We start from the raw sequence: 15,403 nt of genomic DNA, 5'->3' as shown, positions 1-15,403 counted from the left end.
GTACTCCTTCAATTCAGTGGGCAAACGTCGGATGCAGGAAGGTCCACGGGCTGGTGTCGCTGCCACGGGGAACCGTCACTTCGATCAGCACCGGCTTGCCGGCGGCAAAGGCACGCTCAAGCACCGGGCGCAGTTGTGCAGGTGTGTTCACGCGATGAGCCTCGACACCAAACGACTCGGCGAACCTGATGAAATCCGGGTTGACCAGCTCCGAGCCGAGCAGCCGACCAGCGAAGCTTTCCTGCTGGTCGCGGTAGACGTTGCCGTAAGCGTTGTTGTTGAAGACAACGGTGACCAGGTTCAGTTGGTACTGAACCGCCGTCGCCAACTCCTGCGCGGCGAACATGAAGCCGCCATCACCGCAGATCGACACCACGGCCTTGTCCGGATGCGCGGCCTTGACCCCCAGCGCAGTGGGGAAACCGAAACCCAGGGTGCCCTGGTGCCCAGAGGTGACCAGGGTACGCGGCTGGTATACGGGGAAGCCGAAGATCGAGGTGAAACCGACCTGGGAGATTTCCTCGACGAAGAAGCCGTCGCGCGGCAGCACATCGCGAATCACCCGCAGATAGTCCATCTGCGGCTGCACCGACTGGATCGCCTGCTGGGCCGCCGCCTTAGCTTCGGCGATCTGGGCATTGCGATGCGCCGGCGGGCCGACACGCAGCACCGCTTCAGCCAGGGCCCTGGAACCCTCGGCGGCGTCGGCCACCAGGTTGACCTGGGCGTTGATGCGGCGCACCTCCGCCGGGTCGATGTCGATACGAATCAACTGCAGCCCGGCCGGACGATGCCGCCAGCGGATGTCCAGCAACTCGAAGCGCGAGCCGATCACCACCGCCACGTCGGTCTGCGGCCACAGGCGCGAGCCGGCAGCCACGGTGAAGCCCAGCGGATGCTCGTCACTGACCACACCACGCCCACCCCGGAAGCTCACTACCGGCGCACCCAGCACTTCCGCCAGTTGGCCGACTTCGGCGCTGGCGTCCAACGCGCCGGAACCGACGAAGATCATCGGTGCCTTGGCCTTGCTCAGCAGCTCGGCGGCACGGGATACCGCATCGCTGTCCACTGGCGGCTTGGGCTTGAGTTCCAGCGGCGCCTGGCTGCCCACCGCCGCCCTGGTGGTGAAGTAGTCCCAGGAAGCCTGCAGGGAGACCACACCCGGGCGCCCGGAGCGCATTTCCTGGAAGGCCCGTGCGACCTGCCACGGGGTATCGGCCGGTTGCTCGATGTGCGCCGCCCACTTGCCGATGCCTTGCAGGATTTCCAGCTGGCGTGGCAGCTCGTGCAACTGCCCGCGACCACGGTCCTTGAAGCCGCTCATGACGTCACCCGTCAGCGCCAGCACTGGAGCATTGCACCCATGGGCGGTCAACATCGCTGCACTGGCGTTGAGGATGCCGGGGCCCGGCACTACGGTGAAAACGCCGGGGCGCCCGGTCGAACGGGCGTAGCCGAACGCCATGTAGGCGCTGGTCTGCTCATGGCGCGCACCGAAGATCCGCAGGTCGTCACGGTTACGCGCCAGGGCATCGGTCAGGCCGTAGATCTGGGCACCGGGCAAGGCGAACACCGTGTCCACGCCATGCCCCTTGAGACTCGCGATCAGGGCATCGCCGCCGGTCATCATCGCAGAGGAATTGCTGTCGTTTTTCATATCACACCTATTGCAGATTATTCGTAGCTGACTTGTTGGTTCAATCCGAGTTGATACTTCCGATAGCTCGCATAAACAATCAACAGCCAAAGCGGGATCAACCAGACGGCAATACGAATTGCCGGGATAAAGGCCATGATGAGCAACAGCCCAACAATGAAGCCGATGCACAGATAGTTCGACAAAGGATGGCAAGGCGACGCATATTCAAGTGCCTGTCCTTTTTGCAACTTGGCCTTGCGAAACTTGAGATGCGTATAACTGGTCAGCAGCCAATTGATCACCGTTGCCGATACTGTCAGCGACATGAGGATTTCGATAACGCCCTCCGGTGAGAAATAATTCAGTACAACGGCAATACCGGTAATCAATGCGCTCGCCAACAACGCATTGACGGGAACACGGTTCCTGTTGAGCTTCAGGAACGACCTGGGCGCCTGGTTCTGTTCTGCCATGGCAAACAACTGACGGGTATTGCAATACACCACGCCGTTGTAGACCGACATGGCCGCGGTCAGCACCACCAGGTTCAGCAGGTGGGCGGCCAGGTCGCTGCCCAGCAGACTGAGGATCTTCACGAACGGACTGGCGCTGTAGGGATCGCCAGCATGATCGAGCGAAGCGACCAGCGTGTCCCAGGGCGTCAGCGCGAGCAGAACCGCCAGGGCCGCGATGTAGAAAATGCCAATGCGATACAGGACGCGGTTGATGGCCCTGGGGATGCTCGACCTGGGCTCTGCCGCCTCGCCTGCGGTAAAGCCGATGAACTCGAGCCCACCGAAGGCAAACATGATGAACGGCATCGCCATCAGCAGGCCGCCCAGCCCATGGGGCAGGAAGCCGCCATGGCTCCACAGGTTGGACAGCGCCGCGTCCGCTGGCTGGGTGGGGCCGAACAGCAGCCAACTGCCGAAGCCGATCATCGCGACGATCGCCACCACCTTCACCAGGGCGAACCAGAACTCCGCCTCACCGTAGAAACGCACGTTCAACAGATTCATGGCGTTGATGGCGATGAAGAAACCGGCGGCCGTGACCCAGGTCGGGACATCCGGCCACCAGAACTGAATGTACTTGCCGATGGCCGTCAGCTCGGCCATGCCCACCAGGATATAGGCGGCGATGTAGTTCCAGCCGGTCAGGTAACCAAGAAAACCACTGCAATACTTCTTCGAGAAGTAACTCAGCGAACCCGATACCGGCTCATCGACCAACATCTCGCCCAGTTGCCGCATGATCAGGAAGGCAATCAGCCCCGCCAGGGCATATCCCATCAGTAATCCAGGGCCTGCCGACTTGATGACACCGGCACTCCCCAGAAACAGTCCGGTACCAATTGCACCGCCCAGGCCGATCATCTGGATGTGGCGATTCGACAGGCCACGAGATAACTCGCGACCCGCATTCTGTTCTCTGCTCATCGTATTGTTCTCAATTGTGATTCATCGGCAGCCGTCATTGTTTGAATGAGCGACCGATGTGATTCGGCAGATTCAAGTTAAGTGCAACCCGTCATTATGTTTATTTGGGTAGCGGCTTCATCGAGTTGCCAATGGCAAAACGACTGAGGCTTTACGGTAACATTCCGTTGTTAGTTGGGCAGCCGCAGTACCTGCATAACAACTATGCAGAATCCGGATGGACTGTTATGCGAGAGTCAGCGGCAGATGATCGCCAGGACTCAGAAACTTCGAGCCGCGGCAATGCTGATAGATGAACTGGCGAAACCATTGCTGTTCGGGCGATGGCTGAGTACGACTGTGCCACACCACCCAATAGCGGAACTGGTGTTGCATGAACGCGATGGGCCGATAGCAGACCTCCGCCTGCCCGGCCCACGTCCTGGCGATGTGTTCCGGCAGGGTCAGCAGCGCATCGCTTTGCTGGAGCACGGTCAGGGCGGCCGAGAAGAACGGCACCGCCAGCTTGATCGTGCGACTGGCCTGGGACTTGCGCAGGTGGGCGTCGATGAAGCCGTCCTTGTCCCCGCCCATGGTGATCTTGATGTGCGACCAGGCCAGGTAATCCTGCTGGGTCAGCACGTTGCTGCGCGCCAGTGGATGCCCGGCGCGCATGCAGCACACGGCCATGTCCTCGCCGATGATCCGGCCGTGGTAGTCGGCGGGCGTCTCCTCGATCATGCTGGTCGCCAGGTCGACCTCGCCACTGGCCAGCCAATCAAAGCGGTTGGCCTGCCAGGTCCGAAAGTCGAGGCTGACACCGGGGGCAACGACCGCCAGGTCGTTCAGCAACTCGGGCAGGATGTACTGCGCGACATAGTCGGAGCCTGCCATGCAGAAGCGGCGCTCACAGGTGGCGGGCGAAAACACCGTCGGCGAGCTGATGCCGTCGAGCCGCTGCAGCACCAGCTTGAGCGGCTGCAATACCTCCAGGCCGCGCTCGGTCAACACGTATTCGCGCCCCTGTCGAACCATCAGCGGGTCGCCCAGTGCCTCACGGGCCTGGGCCAGGTAGCGACTTAGCGCCGACTGGCTCGTTCCCAGCAGGATGGCCGCCCGGCTGAGGTTCAGCACCTCGAGGATGGTGACCAGGGCCCTCAATTGAGAAATGCTCAGGTTATTGAAGGCTGGGTTCATCGGGTCAATCCAGGCGGATACTCAGGTTCGGTTGCTGGGCATCCAGTATGGCGTAGCCCAGGCATTCACCACCACAGTGCTGGCTGACCAGTTGCCTCAAGTCAGCCATCGCCGCCTCGACATCCCCCTCCGTCACGGGTGGCAGCCCATCGATATCGAAGAAGACGAAGCCGGTGTCTTCCACGGTTCGCGTATCGGCCGCCTGTCGCCAGGTCCAGCGGCGGGTCAGCACCCGGTTCCCCGAGGCGAGGACGATTTCATTCGGCGCAATCGCTTCCGGCGCCTGCCCCGGCTCGGCCAGGAACGCATCCTGCTCGGTGGCGCGGCGCAGCTCGAGGGTGCGCGAGTGCTCGGTGATGGGATGCACGCCGGCCGGGAGTGCGTATCGCAGCGAAAGCAGGTTGCCGATGTCCACCAGGGTATTGATGTCCGGCAGTGAATCGGGCTTGAGTACCCGACGTCCCAAGGCTTCGATAGCGCTACGATGCTCGGACGGCTTGGCGCCGAATTGGCGATACGCATCGCGCCAGGCAGCGATGTGAGGATATTCGGCGGGATTGCCCTGGACACGTTCGCGGAATGCCGCCTCACTCTCCCTGAGCTGGCGGGTCACCTCCGGTACCGCCCTGGAATTGTCGAGCCCGCGGAATACCACTACACCGCGACGGTACTCCGGATGCGCGGAAAAAACGGCCGGTTTGATGCTGTAGGAAAAGGTAGTCACTGGATCTTCCTGGGTGAACGATGCATTTTCCGAATATAACACCCACTATCCTGCGGTCATCCATGCTGGAATCGGCAACCAGCTATTCACTTTCTGCATAGTAGCACTGGATCTGGCTGCTTAAAGGCCCAGAAATAACACTCATACGAATCCAGTTTTCCGGCGGCGAGCGCTCCGCCGATCTGCAACCGTGTGCTCACCACCGTGTGAGGACACCTGGATGCATGGATCCCCTACCCGGCCCCTGGCCGCCCTAGTCATACTCGCCCTGTCGGGCTGCGTCTCGCCAGTGCCGCCGGCGTCGCTCAACGAGCCCGATACCCGGGCGACGACGCCATCGGGCACCGTGCTGCCGGTCCGCTCGTGGCAACTCGAATACTCAGCGCCCTTGCGGACAAACCGCTACACCCTGGCGAACACCCTGCCACGGCGCGACCAGCTGGACCTTCTGAGCCAGGTGATCGATGTGCACATACCAGATCACCTGACCCCCAGCGTCCAGGACGCCATGACGCACGTCCTGCGCCGCTCGGGGTACCGCCTGTGCCCTGCGGTCGACAGCGTGCAGGTGTTGTACGGCCATCCGTTGCCCGCCGCGCACTATCACCTGGGCCCGCTCACGCTCGGCAACGCCCTGCGGGCCCTGGCGGGACCGGCCTGGCAGTTGGAGGTCGACGAGCGTACGCGGCGCATCTGCTTCAGCGCGGCGCAAATGGCGGGAGTTCAGGAATGAGATGGCCGTCGCGACATTCGCTTGCGCAAGGTGCGACGCTGCTGCTGTTGGCGGGCTGCGCGACGATCTTCGCCCGCCAGCTCTCGAGCCTTTCGCAAACGGTGCAGACACGACCAAGCGCCGAGCAGATACAGGGTCTGCAACAGCAACTGCAGCGGATCGACCACGAGCTGGAAGGCATGCAGCGCTTCAAGGGCGTCCTGAAGACGGATTTCCAGCAGACGCAGCAATCGCTCAGCCAGCGATTGGACGTGTTGGAAACAGCCGCTCGAACGGTCGACTCGCTCACCGCCAGCCTGACAGCGGTGAATGCGCGGGTGCAGGCCACCGAAGGGACGTTGTTGATGCTCAAGGCCAGCGTGGAAAAATGTCCGGCGACGTGTCCTGCGGCACCCGTTGCCGAGGGGCCTCCCACAAAGACCAAGGCCCGCGTGACGAAACCCACCGCAGGCAAACCCAGCGCGCCACCGTTCGTGCTGCTGGGGCTTGAGTCACGCGCAGGCGAAGCGTTTCTGGCCGTCCTGCCCAAGGGCCAGCAACGGCTGGGAGACGTGCACCTGCTGCGTCCCGGCATGCAACTGCAGGGCTGGCGGCTGAGTGCACTGGATGCCCGACGGGCCCATTGGATCAAGCCCGACGGCATCGCCACTTCGGTGTCGATTCCATGAAGGGCGCCGGTCCATCCTGGCTGGTGCTGATCGGCCTGGCTTTGCCGCTGCCGGCCATGGCACAGGATCACCCAGCCACCGCACCAGCAGTGAAGGACAGCGTTTACCACCAGAGCCGGGTCGAACAGCAGCGAGCGGCCGAATGGGGGCTCAAGCGTGAGGAATGGCAGCGTTATCGCGAGCTGATGCAAGGCCCGCTGGGCGTGTACTCACCCAACCTCGATCCCCTCACGGCCCTGGGTATCGAAGCTCGCGATCCGGCCGAGCAGGAGCGCTATGCGCAGATGCAGGTTCAGGCCGAATTCGCCCGCCTGCAGAAGCTGTTCGATTACCAGAACGCCTATGACCGGGCCTACAAGCGACTGTATCCCGGCCAATTGCCAGTGGACCTGATCGGTAGCAGGCGCCCACCACCCATGGCCTCGCCAGCGGAAACCGGCAGCCGGCTCGCCGTGTTTGCGAAACCCCGATGCCAGGCGTGCCTGGCCCGCGTCGCGCAGCTTCTGCGGGAGGGGCGGCCATTCGATCTCTACCTGCTCGACACCGATGGTCAAGACCAGCCGTTGCGCGACTGGGCCAGGCAGGCCGGCATCGACCCGCAGCGGGTGCGCCTGCGGGAGATCACCCTCAATCACGATGCGGGGCACTGGGCGCGCCTGGGCGACAAGGGGACCTTGCCTGCCGTGATGCGGTCGGTCAACGGCCAATGGCGACGCCAATGAATCGGGGACGCGTACTGCCCACGGCGCTGCTGACAGCCAGCTGCCTGCTGGCCCAGACCGCTATTGCCGCGCCGCCCCTGGCCTATCACTGGGCTACCCAGGGTACCGAGGTGCCGGCGCAGGTGCTGTACGCGCTGGCACTCCAGGAGAGCGGCGCCTGGCTGCGTGGACGCCTGGTTCCCTGGCCCTGGACCCTGAATGTCGCGGGCGAGGCCCGACGCTTCGCCGACCGCCAGTCGGCCTGCAACGCCCTGCTGCTGGCAATCCATGACGTCGGCGCCAAGCGGGTGGATGCCGGGCTTGGCCAGATCAACCTGGGTTGGAACGGCCAGCACTTCAGCCACCCGTGCCAGGCGCTGGACCCGTACCGCAACCTGAGTGTCGCCACTCGCCTGTTGCTGGTGCACAAGGAACCCGGTCTCGACTGGGTGACCACGGCAGGACGTTACCACCGCCCGCTCGGTGGTACGCCTGCCGAAAGCTATCGCAAAACCTTTGCCCGTCACCTGGGCCGTGTCTCGCAGGGATCTGTTCAAGGAAGGAACGCCCGATGAAACCTACCCGCTTTTTCAGCGTCCTGGCGCTACTGATGTCCCTTGGGGCGCAGGCCGAACTCAAGGTTGTCGACGACCTGGGCGGCACCTCGGCGCTGGCCTACTACCGCTCACTCAACCTGTTCGCGACGGCCCCCGGCATCGCCACGCAACTGCCCGTCCTGCGCGTGAACCCCTATGGCGAAGCGGACATGCTGCCAGTACACACCCCGTCCTTGCAGCCCGGTCGCGTGACACCCCGCGTACACAACATTCCCGGCCTGCGTCCGCTGTTCCTGGTGGGCGATGACCCACTGTCGCGACAGTGGCTGCTGGAACGCATCGAGGTGCTGCGCGAACTGAAGGCCGTCGGCCTGGTGATCAACGTGCAACAGCTACCGGCACTGGCCGAACTGCGGCGGTTGGGCGCGGGACTGGACATGGCCCCGGTCCCCGCCGACGACCTCGCCCGGCGCCTGGGCCTTCGACACTATCCGGTGCTGGTGACCGAAACCGGCCTGGATCAGTGAGGTGACCATGAAGTGGCCCAGTCGAGTGGAACTGCGCTTCATCGCATTGTGGGCACCCAGCCGTTCGGTCCCGGCCCTCTCGACAGGCCTCAACGACCTGCTGGGGTTGACCCAACTGGGACTGCTCGACGCCCACACCCTCTACCCCCTGCTGGAGAGCAACGGCCTGAACCCAAGGTGGATCGGCCCCAGGGGCCTCGAAATCCAGGACCCGCTGGCCGGCACCCTGCTGCTGTGCTTCGAGTTCCACGAAATAGCGATTCATTGACGGATGCGAGCCACGCATCGCCAAACCGCCCCCCAAAGAGATGACTGCCATGACACACGACCCGGATCACTGCCTGGCTGACGGAACCATCCGTTTTCTGCCATCGCGCCTCAACCACCAACCCGTCATCGTCCTGGGGCTCACCGCGGACGAGATGTGGATCACCGTTATCGTCGCCGCCCTGTTCGGGGCCGGCCTGGGTGTCACTGCGGCGATCGTGCTGCAGAGCATTGCCTGGGTGCCGTCGGCGATCGTGCTGTGCATCGGCCTCGGGCTGCTCGTCGGCGGCCGGCTGCTGCGACGGCACAAACGCGGCAAGCCGCAGACCTGGCTGTACCGCTACCTGCAGTGCTGGCTGGCGAGCCATTGGCCGACATCGCGCGCCTGGGTGGGGGCTGGCGACCTGATTACCCGCACGGGCCTGTGGAGTACACGCCGGAGCCCCCGTCCATGAGCCACTTCAAGAACGAGGTCAGCCGGCTGCAGGCCCATGTCACCTCCCTGCGGGCCGGCTGCGGCCTGCTGTTCGGGGTGGCGCTGCTGCTGGGCCTGGGCTGGTGGGAAGCTCCCAGGAACCTGACCATCAACATCCCGCCCGACTTGCGCTCCGGCAGCACCCGCAAGTGGTGGGAGGTTCCTCCGGAATCGGTCTACACCTTCGGGCTGTACATCTTCCAGCAACTCAACCGCTGGCCCGCCGATGGCGAGAAAGACTACCTGCGTGCGATCCAGAAGCTCACCGCCTACCTGACGCCCAGTTGCCAGGCGCAACTGGAGGAAGACTTCCAGCAACGCCAACTCGCTGGTGAGCTTCGCAGCCGCACCCGTGGTGTGTTCGAGATCCCCGAGCGCAGTTACGGCCAGTCTCCGGAACAGCGAGTCAAGGTGCTGGGGCGCGATCAATGGCTGCTCAACCTGGACCTGGCCACCGAGGAGTTCTACGGCTCGGAGCGGGTCAAGCAGAGTTTCGTGCGCTACCCGCTCAAGGTGGTACGCCGGGACATCGATCCGGAACAGAACCCATTCGGCCTGGCCCTGGACTGCTACGACGGCGCACCGCAGCGCATCAGCACCTGGTCCTCGAACGACAACAGCACCTCCCGTGAAGGAAACGACTGATGCGCCACACGGCACTTTTCATCGCCCTCTGGCTGGGCTGCGGTGCTGTGCACGGCGTCGAGCTGATGACCTGGGAACGCCTGCCCCTGGCCGTACCGCTGCAGGTCGGCCAGGAACGGGTGCTGTTCATCGACCAGAACGTCAGGGTCGGCGCCCCTCGCTCGCTGGGTGACAAGCTGCGGATCCAGAGTACCGGCGGCACCCTGTACCTGCGGGCCAACGCGCCGATCGAACCGACGCGGCTGCAACTGCAGGACGTGCAGAGCGGAGAACTGATCCTGATCGATATCGCCGCCAGCGATCCCCAGGGTGCCGCCGCCCTCGAGCCCATCCGGATCGTCAAGGCACCCGGCAAACCCACACGTTACGCAGGCACCGTGTCTACGCGGCCGAAGGCAATGAAGCATCCGACAGGCAAGGTCGCTGCACCGCGGGAAACGCCCCTACCGGTCACCCTGACCCGTTATGCCGCGCAGAATCTCTATGCGCCGCTGCGTACGGTGGAACCCTTGCCGGGCGTGGTCGCCATGAAGCCAAGGCGTCCTCCCGAGCTGTCGAACCTGCTGCCAGGCCGGCCACTCTCGGTCACGCTGCTGGGCGCCTGGCAACTGGACGATCACATCGTCAGCGCGGTCAGGCTGCGCAATCTCGCGCAGGCCACCCTGGCCCTTGACCCGCGCGAGCTGCAGGGCGACTTCATCAGTGCCACCTTCCAGCACCCCGACCTGGGCCCCGCCCACCGGCCGAGCGACACCACGGTGGTCTACCTGGTGACACGTGGACGGGACCTTGCCCAAGCGCTGCAGCCCAGCCTCAGCCCTCGCCTTCATAGCCTCACCGGGAGCGTCGATGAAAAGTAATGCCTTGCTCAAATGGCTGCTCCTGCCGCTGATGTTGCTGGCCCTGCTTGGCCTGCTACGAGCCTGCTCCGGCAAGGACGCCGCGCAGAACCGCACCGACCAGGACGGACACCGGTTGACCCCCGAGGAAATGAAACAGTTGGGCATCGACGGCGACACCCCGCACGACACGGTCGCGACCCTGGTCGCGCAGACCAAGGCCATGCGCGAGGAGCTCAAGGCGCTGCTCTCCGAGAACAAGGACCAGCAGGAGGAAAACAGCCGCCTGCGCCAACGCGACAGCGAGATCGACCAGCGCATCCAGAAGATCCTCGGCGCCGAACTCGAGCGCACACCGCACGGTTCAGGACCGGATCTCAGTCCCCAGCAGAAACAGAGCCTGCTCGATGAACTGCAACAAAGACTGTCGCCCCGGTTCCTTGACAGGCAGGACGGCGACCTGCCCGTCGGCCTGGGCCTCGAACCCGGGGATGAAGCCGGCTTTGCACAAGATGAGCTGGTGTGGACCGAACCCCAGGATGCCACGGCCGTCGATGCTCGCGGCCAGCCGGTACCCGCTGGCTCCGGCAAGCCGGCAATGGGCCTGGGCTTTGCGGGCACGTTCAGCGACAACATCGATCAGCGCCAGGCGCAGGACACCGAGGGAGAGCGGGATCACGAGCTCGGCACAACGCCAGGCAAAACAGCGGAAAACCCCGTCTATACCCTGCCGGAAAACAGCACCCTGACCGGCTCGATCGCCATGACCGCGCTGATCGGCCGCGTCCCGATCGATGGCGTGGTCAACGATCCCTACCCGTTCAAGGTACTGATCGGCCCGGACAACCTCACCGCCAACGGCATCGACCTGCCGGAAGTTGCCGGCGCCATCCTCAGCGGCACCGCCGCCGGCGACTGGACACTATCCTGCGTACGCGGGCAGATCGTCAGCCTGACCTTCGTCTTCAACGACGGCCGCATCCGCACCCTGCCGGCACCGCAACGGCTGACCAGTCGCCAGGGCAACACGCCAACGGGCGCGACGGCCTCCGGCAGGATCCAGGGGGGTATCGGCTGGCTCAGCGATCCGTACGGCGTGCCGTGCATTGCCGGTGAACGACGCTCCAACGCCCAGCAGTACCTCGCCACACGCAGCCTGGTCACGGCAGTCGGCGCCGGCGTGGCGGCGCTGCTAGAGGCCGACAAGGCCGATACAGGCCTCGTCACCCCCGGTGGTACACCCCTGGGAGCCGGCCCCTCGGCGCTCAACAGCATTCTCTCCGGTGGGGTGAAAGACGTTGGCGACTGGGTCAACAAGCTCTATGGCCAGGCCTTCGCCGCAGTCTACGTGCAGCCCGGCGCCCAGGTCGCGGTGCATCTGGATCGGCAACTGGAGATCGACTACGAAACCCTCGGCCGCCAGGTGCGGCACCTTGCAGGAGCAGACCATGCCCATACGCTCGACTAGATCCCTGCCCGGCCTGCTGCTGGGCGCATTGCTCTCCAGCGGTTGCAGTACCGACAAGGACCACCTGCTGCCGCACGGTCCGCAGACCATGGCGGACATCTGGGACAGCCAGTCCGCGCCGCCCCTGGAGCGTCGTCTCGAAGAGGTGCGCCAGACGCTGCAGCGCCCCCTGAATGAAGCTGCCGCCGCACAGCCGGCCTACACCCGTACCGCCCGCAACGAGATCCATAGCCAGTTCAGGCGCCTGCCCAACCCGGACCTGGTGATGTACGTCTTTCCACACCTGGCCGGCTCCGACCCGGTTCCCGTGCCGGGCTACAGCACCGTGTTTCCCCTCTACCAACGGGTGCAGTACGCCTTGCCCGGCGAACGCACGGAGGACTACTGATGCCAGCGAAACCCAAACGCCCCGCCACCGAGGCAGATGAACAGGCGCTCTATGACGTAACACCCAGTTTCGTCGATCTGTTGCCATGGGTGGAGTACCTGCCTGAATCGCAGTGCCTGCTGCTCGAGGATGGTGAATCGGTGGCGGCGTTCTTCGAGCTCACCGCCATCGGTACCGAAGGCCGTGAGGCCAGTTGGCTGCGCACCGTGCGCGATGCCCTGGAGAATGCCCTGCAGGACAGCTTCGACGAACTGGAGGAACAACCCTGGGTCCTGCAGCTCTACGCCCAGGACGAAACCGACTGGGCGGCCCACCTGCAGACACTGCGCGCCTACGTCCAGCCGCGTGCCCGCGGCTCGGCGTTCAGCGAGTGCTACCTGCGGATTTTCGGCCAGCACCTGCAAGCCCTCTCCCGGCCTGGCGGCCTGTTCGAAGACACCACCGTGACCCAACTGCCCTGGCGCGGTCAGTGCCGCAAGATCCGCCTGGTGGTGTACCGGCGCAGCAAAGGCACGCCGATGCAGCGTGGACAAGGCAGCGAACAGGCGCTCAACAGCCTCTGCGAACGTCTGACCGGAGGCCTGGGCAATGCCGGCGTGAAAGCCCATCGGCTCGACGGCGCACAGATCCACCGCTGGTTGCTGTACTGGTTCAACCCACGACCCCACTTGCTGGGCGAGTCCGCGCAGGACCGCCAGCGGTTCTATCAACTGGCCGACTACCCGCCGGACGCCGCCGACGGTGAATTGCCCCTGGCCAGCGGCAGCGACTTCGCCCAGCGCCTGTTCTTCGAACAACCGCGTTCGGACGTCGAGCACGGGCTGTGGTACTTCGACCGGATGCCGCACCGCGTGGTGGTGCTCGATCGCCTGCGCACACCACCGGCGACCGGCCACCTGACCGGGGAAACCGCCAAGGGCGGCGATGCCATCAATGCCCTCTTCGACCAGATGCCCGAAGACACCGTGCTGTGCATCACCCTGGTCATCACCCCGCAGGACACCCTGGAGACCCACCTCAACCACCTGGCCAAGAAGTCGGTGGGTGATACCCTGGCTTCCGAACAAACCCGCGATGACGTGCAACAGGCCCGCTCGCACCTGGGCAGTGCTCACAAGCTGTATCGCGGCGCCGTGGCCTTCTACCTGCGCGGGCAGCACCTGGAGGAGCTCGACCGGCGTACCCTGCAGCTCAACAACGTGATGCTCAACGCCGGCCTGCAGCCGGTACGCGACGAGCATGAAGTGGCCCCGCTCAACAGCTACCTGCGTTGGCTGCCCTGCGTATTCAACCCGGGCATGCGCCACAGCGAGTGGTACACCCAGTTGATGTTCGTGCAGCACGTCGCCAACCTGGCGCCGATCTGGGGTCGCAGCGAAGGCACCGGCCACCCGGGGTTCACCTTCTTCAACCGCGGCGGCGGCCCGCTGACCTTCGATCCGCTCAATCGCCTCGACCGGCAAATGAACGCCCACCTGTTCCTGTTCGGGCCAACCGGGGCCGGCAAGTCGGCGACCCTCAACAACCTGCTCAACCAGGTGGTGGCGATGTACCGACCACGCCTGTTCATCGCCGAAGCCGGCAACAGCTTCGGATTGTTCGCCGACTTTGCCCGACGCCTGGACCTGAAAGTGCATCGGGTCAAACTCGCGCCCGGCTCTGGCGTCAGCCTGGCACCGTTCGCCGATGCCCATCGGCTGGTGGATACGCCAACCCGGGCCCCGCTTGCAAACCACGATGCGTTCGATGAGCCCGACAATGCCGATGATGAGCGCGACGTACTGGGTGAACTCGAGATCACCGCCCGCCTGATGATCACCGGCGGCGAGGAGAAGGAAGAGCAGCGCCTGACCCGCGCCGACCGTAGCCTGATTCGCCAGGGCATCCTCAACGCCGCCCGACTCTGCGTCAGCCAGGACAGAAGCGTACTGACCCAGGACGTCCGCGATGCCTTGCGGTGCATGGGGCGGGATCCCGACCTGCCGGAACCGCGGCGCCTGCGCTTGCAGGAAATGGCCGATGCCATGGACATGTTCTGCCAGGGCGCCGATGGCGATCTGTTCAACCGGGACGGTACTCCCTGGCCCGAGGCCGATATCACCCTGGTCGACCTCGCCACCTACGCCCGCGAGGGCTATAACGCGCAGCTGTCGATCGCCTACATTTCGCTGATCAACACCGTGAACAACATCGCCGAACGCGACCAGATGCTTGGCCGCCCCATCATCAACGTCACCGACGAAGGCCACATCATCACCAAGAACCCGCTGCTGTCGCCCTACGTGGTCAAGATCACCAAGATGTGGCGCAAGCTCGGCGCCTGGTTCTGGCTCGCGACGCAGAACGTCGACGACCTGCCCAAGGCGGCCGAACCGATGCTGAACATGATCGAGTGGTGGATCTGCCTGAACATGCCGCCGGATGAAGTCAACAAGATCGCCCGCTTCCGCGCGCTCACCGACGCGCAGAAAACCCTGATGCTGTCCGCGCGCAAGGAGTCCGGGAAATTCACCGAGGGGGTGATTCTCTCCAAGTCGATGGAAGCGCTGTTTCGTGCGGTGCCACCGAGCCTGTACCTGGCCATGGCCATGACGGAGCCGGAGGAAAAGGCCGAGCGTCACGCACTGATGAACAGCCGGGGTATCAGTGAGCTGGACGCGGCCATCGCCGTGGCGCAGCGAATGGATGAGGTCCGCGGCATCACGACCAGCGCCATCGAGGGGCTCTTGCCATGAATATCCCTGGCCTCCTGCGACGCTGCAGCCCGCTGGTCCTGCTGGCCTGCCTCACGCCATGCCTGGCCGAAACCTGGGTCATCACCGACTCGGCCCATCCCGTCGAGGTCCCGGCGGGTGTGCGCCTGATCCACCTCGATCGCCTCGACCAGCTGGAAGTGGCGCTGTTCGAGAACCTTTCGCCTGATGCGAGCCAGGCCCAGGCGGCCTTCCAGGACATCATGACCGTCGATGCCGCCGCCGACATCAGCCGCGCCCACCAGGACATCGTCGATGCCTGGAGCCTGGGGGTCAGCCGGATCCCGGCGGTTGTCGTCGACCGTCGCTACGTCGTCTATGGCGACCCGAACGTGGAGCGCGCCCTGGCCCGAATCGAGCAGTTCAGGCGCGCCGCCCGATGAGACGCCACACAGAATCCT

General features: G+C 64.4%; 17 protein-coding genes. 13 read left to right on the top strand and 4 right to left on the bottom strand.

The features are described from left to right. Nucleotides 1-13: 13 nt before the first annotated feature. The 4 genes from HU752_RS15330 to HU752_RS15315 form a co-directional block, all read right to left on the bottom strand. Nucleotides 14-1,660, bottom strand: a complete 1,647-nt coding sequence (locus tag HU752_RS15330) for a thiamine pyrophosphate-dependent enzyme (RefSeq protein WP_186676978.1) — start codon at nucleotides 1,658-1,660, stop codon at nucleotides 14-16. Nucleotides 1,661-1,677: 17 nt separating this feature from the next. Continuing rightward, complete coding sequence (locus HU752_RS15325; protein ID WP_186676981.1) at nucleotides 1,678-3,081, bottom strand: amino acid permease; 1,404 nt, start codon at nucleotides 3,079-3,081, stop codon at nucleotides 1,678-1,680. A gap of 225 nt (nucleotides 3,082-3,306) precedes the next feature. After that, a complete protein-coding gene (locus tag HU752_RS15320) occupies nucleotides 3,307-4,257 on the bottom strand; it encodes a LysR family transcriptional regulator (protein WP_186676984.1) in 951 nt (316 codons plus the stop codon). A 4-nt stretch (nucleotides 4,258-4,261) separates the two neighbouring features. After that, nucleotides 4,262-4,981 (bottom strand): B3/B4 domain-containing protein, encoded by a 720-nt coding sequence (locus HU752_RS15315; RefSeq protein ID WP_186676985.1) that lies wholly within the window; start codon nucleotides 4,979-4,981, stop codon nucleotides 4,262-4,264. Nucleotides 4,982-5,201: 220 nt separating this feature from the next. Between HU752_RS15315 and pilL2 the strand changes: the two genes are divergently transcribed. The 13 genes from pilL2 to HU752_RS15250 are packed head-to-tail and all read left to right on the top strand — an operon-like array spanning nucleotide 5,202 to nucleotide 15,385. Next, nucleotides 5,202-5,714, top strand: coding sequence for a PFGI-1 class ICE element type IV pilus protein PilL2 (gene pilL2, locus HU752_RS15310; protein WP_186676987.1), 513 nt, complete (start codon nucleotides 5,202-5,204; stop codon nucleotides 5,712-5,714). Beyond that, nucleotides 5,711-6,382 (top strand): hypothetical protein, encoded by a 672-nt coding sequence (locus HU752_RS15305; RefSeq protein ID WP_186676989.1) that lies wholly within the window; start codon nucleotides 5,711-5,713, stop codon nucleotides 6,380-6,382. The genes pilL2 and HU752_RS15305 overlap by 4 nt, the downstream gene beginning before the upstream one ends. Continuing rightward, on the top strand, nucleotides 6,379-7,104 hold the full coding sequence (locus tag HU752_RS15300; RefSeq protein WP_202894672.1) for a TIGR03759 family integrating conjugative element protein: 726 nt from the start codon (nucleotides 6,379-6,381) through the stop codon (nucleotides 7,102-7,104). The genes HU752_RS15305 and HU752_RS15300 overlap by 4 nt, the downstream gene beginning before the upstream one ends. Next, complete coding sequence (locus tag HU752_RS15295) at nucleotides 7,101-7,658, top strand: lysozyme family protein (RefSeq protein ID WP_186676991.1); 558 nt, start codon at nucleotides 7,101-7,103, stop codon at nucleotides 7,656-7,658. Before HU752_RS15300 ends, HU752_RS15295 begins: the two co-directional genes overlap by 4 nt. Continuing rightward, complete coding sequence (locus HU752_RS15290) at nucleotides 7,655-8,167, top strand: integrating conjugative element protein (RefSeq protein ID WP_186676993.1); 513 nt, start codon at nucleotides 7,655-7,657, stop codon at nucleotides 8,165-8,167. Before HU752_RS15295 ends, HU752_RS15290 begins: the two co-directional genes overlap by 4 nt. A gap of 7 nt (nucleotides 8,168-8,174) precedes the next feature. Then, nucleotides 8,175-8,435: a hypothetical protein gene (locus HU752_RS15285; protein WP_186676995.1), complete on the top strand. Its 261-nt coding sequence runs from the start codon at nucleotides 8,175-8,177 to the stop codon at nucleotides 8,433-8,435. A gap of 49 nt (nucleotides 8,436-8,484) precedes the next feature. Next, nucleotides 8,485-8,889, top strand: a complete 405-nt coding sequence (locus HU752_RS15280) for a TIGR03750 family conjugal transfer protein (protein ID WP_186677179.1) — start codon at nucleotides 8,485-8,487, stop codon at nucleotides 8,887-8,889. Further along, complete coding sequence (locus tag HU752_RS15275; protein WP_186676998.1) at nucleotides 8,886-9,554, top strand: PFL_4703 family integrating conjugative element protein; 669 nt, start codon at nucleotides 8,886-8,888, stop codon at nucleotides 9,552-9,554. The genes HU752_RS15280 and HU752_RS15275 overlap by 4 nt, the downstream gene beginning before the upstream one ends. Next, the gene (locus HU752_RS15270) at nucleotides 9,554-10,414 is read left to right on the top strand and encodes a TIGR03749 family integrating conjugative element protein (RefSeq protein WP_186677000.1); all 861 of its coding nucleotides are present in this window, start codon (nucleotides 9,554-9,556) and stop codon (nucleotides 10,412-10,414) included. Before HU752_RS15275 ends, HU752_RS15270 begins: the two co-directional genes overlap by 1 nt. After that, complete coding sequence (locus HU752_RS15265; RefSeq protein WP_186677002.1) at nucleotides 10,404-11,861, top strand: TIGR03752 family integrating conjugative element protein; 1,458 nt, start codon at nucleotides 10,404-10,406, stop codon at nucleotides 11,859-11,861. Before HU752_RS15270 ends, HU752_RS15265 begins: the two co-directional genes overlap by 11 nt. Beyond that, on the top strand, nucleotides 11,842-12,249 hold the full coding sequence (locus HU752_RS15260) for a TIGR03751 family conjugal transfer lipoprotein (protein WP_186677004.1): 408 nt from the start codon (nucleotides 11,842-11,844) through the stop codon (nucleotides 12,247-12,249). Before HU752_RS15265 ends, HU752_RS15260 begins: the two co-directional genes overlap by 20 nt. Further along, nucleotides 12,249-14,984: a conjugative transfer ATPase gene (locus HU752_RS15255; protein ID WP_186677006.1), complete on the top strand. Its 2,736-nt coding sequence runs from the start codon at nucleotides 12,249-12,251 to the stop codon at nucleotides 14,982-14,984. The genes HU752_RS15260 and HU752_RS15255 overlap by 1 nt, the downstream gene beginning before the upstream one ends. Beyond that, nucleotides 14,981-15,385 carry a TIGR03757 family integrating conjugative element protein gene (locus tag HU752_RS15250; protein ID WP_186677007.1) on the top strand — a complete coding sequence of 135 codons (405 nt, stop codon included), beginning with the start codon at nucleotides 14,981-14,983 and terminating at the stop codon, nucleotides 15,383-15,385. The genes HU752_RS15255 and HU752_RS15250 overlap by 4 nt, the downstream gene beginning before the upstream one ends. Nucleotides 15,386-15,403: the final 18 nt, after the last annotated feature.

The sequence above is a fragment of the Pseudomonas vanderleydeniana genome, assembly GCF_014268755.2.
GTDB classification, from domain to species: domain Bacteria; phylum Pseudomonadota; class Gammaproteobacteria; order Pseudomonadales; family Pseudomonadaceae; genus Aquipseudomonas; species Aquipseudomonas vanderleydeniana.
The sequence above is the reverse complement of the archived record's forward strand: the minus strand, read 5'-3'. Positions and strand labels throughout refer to the sequence as shown.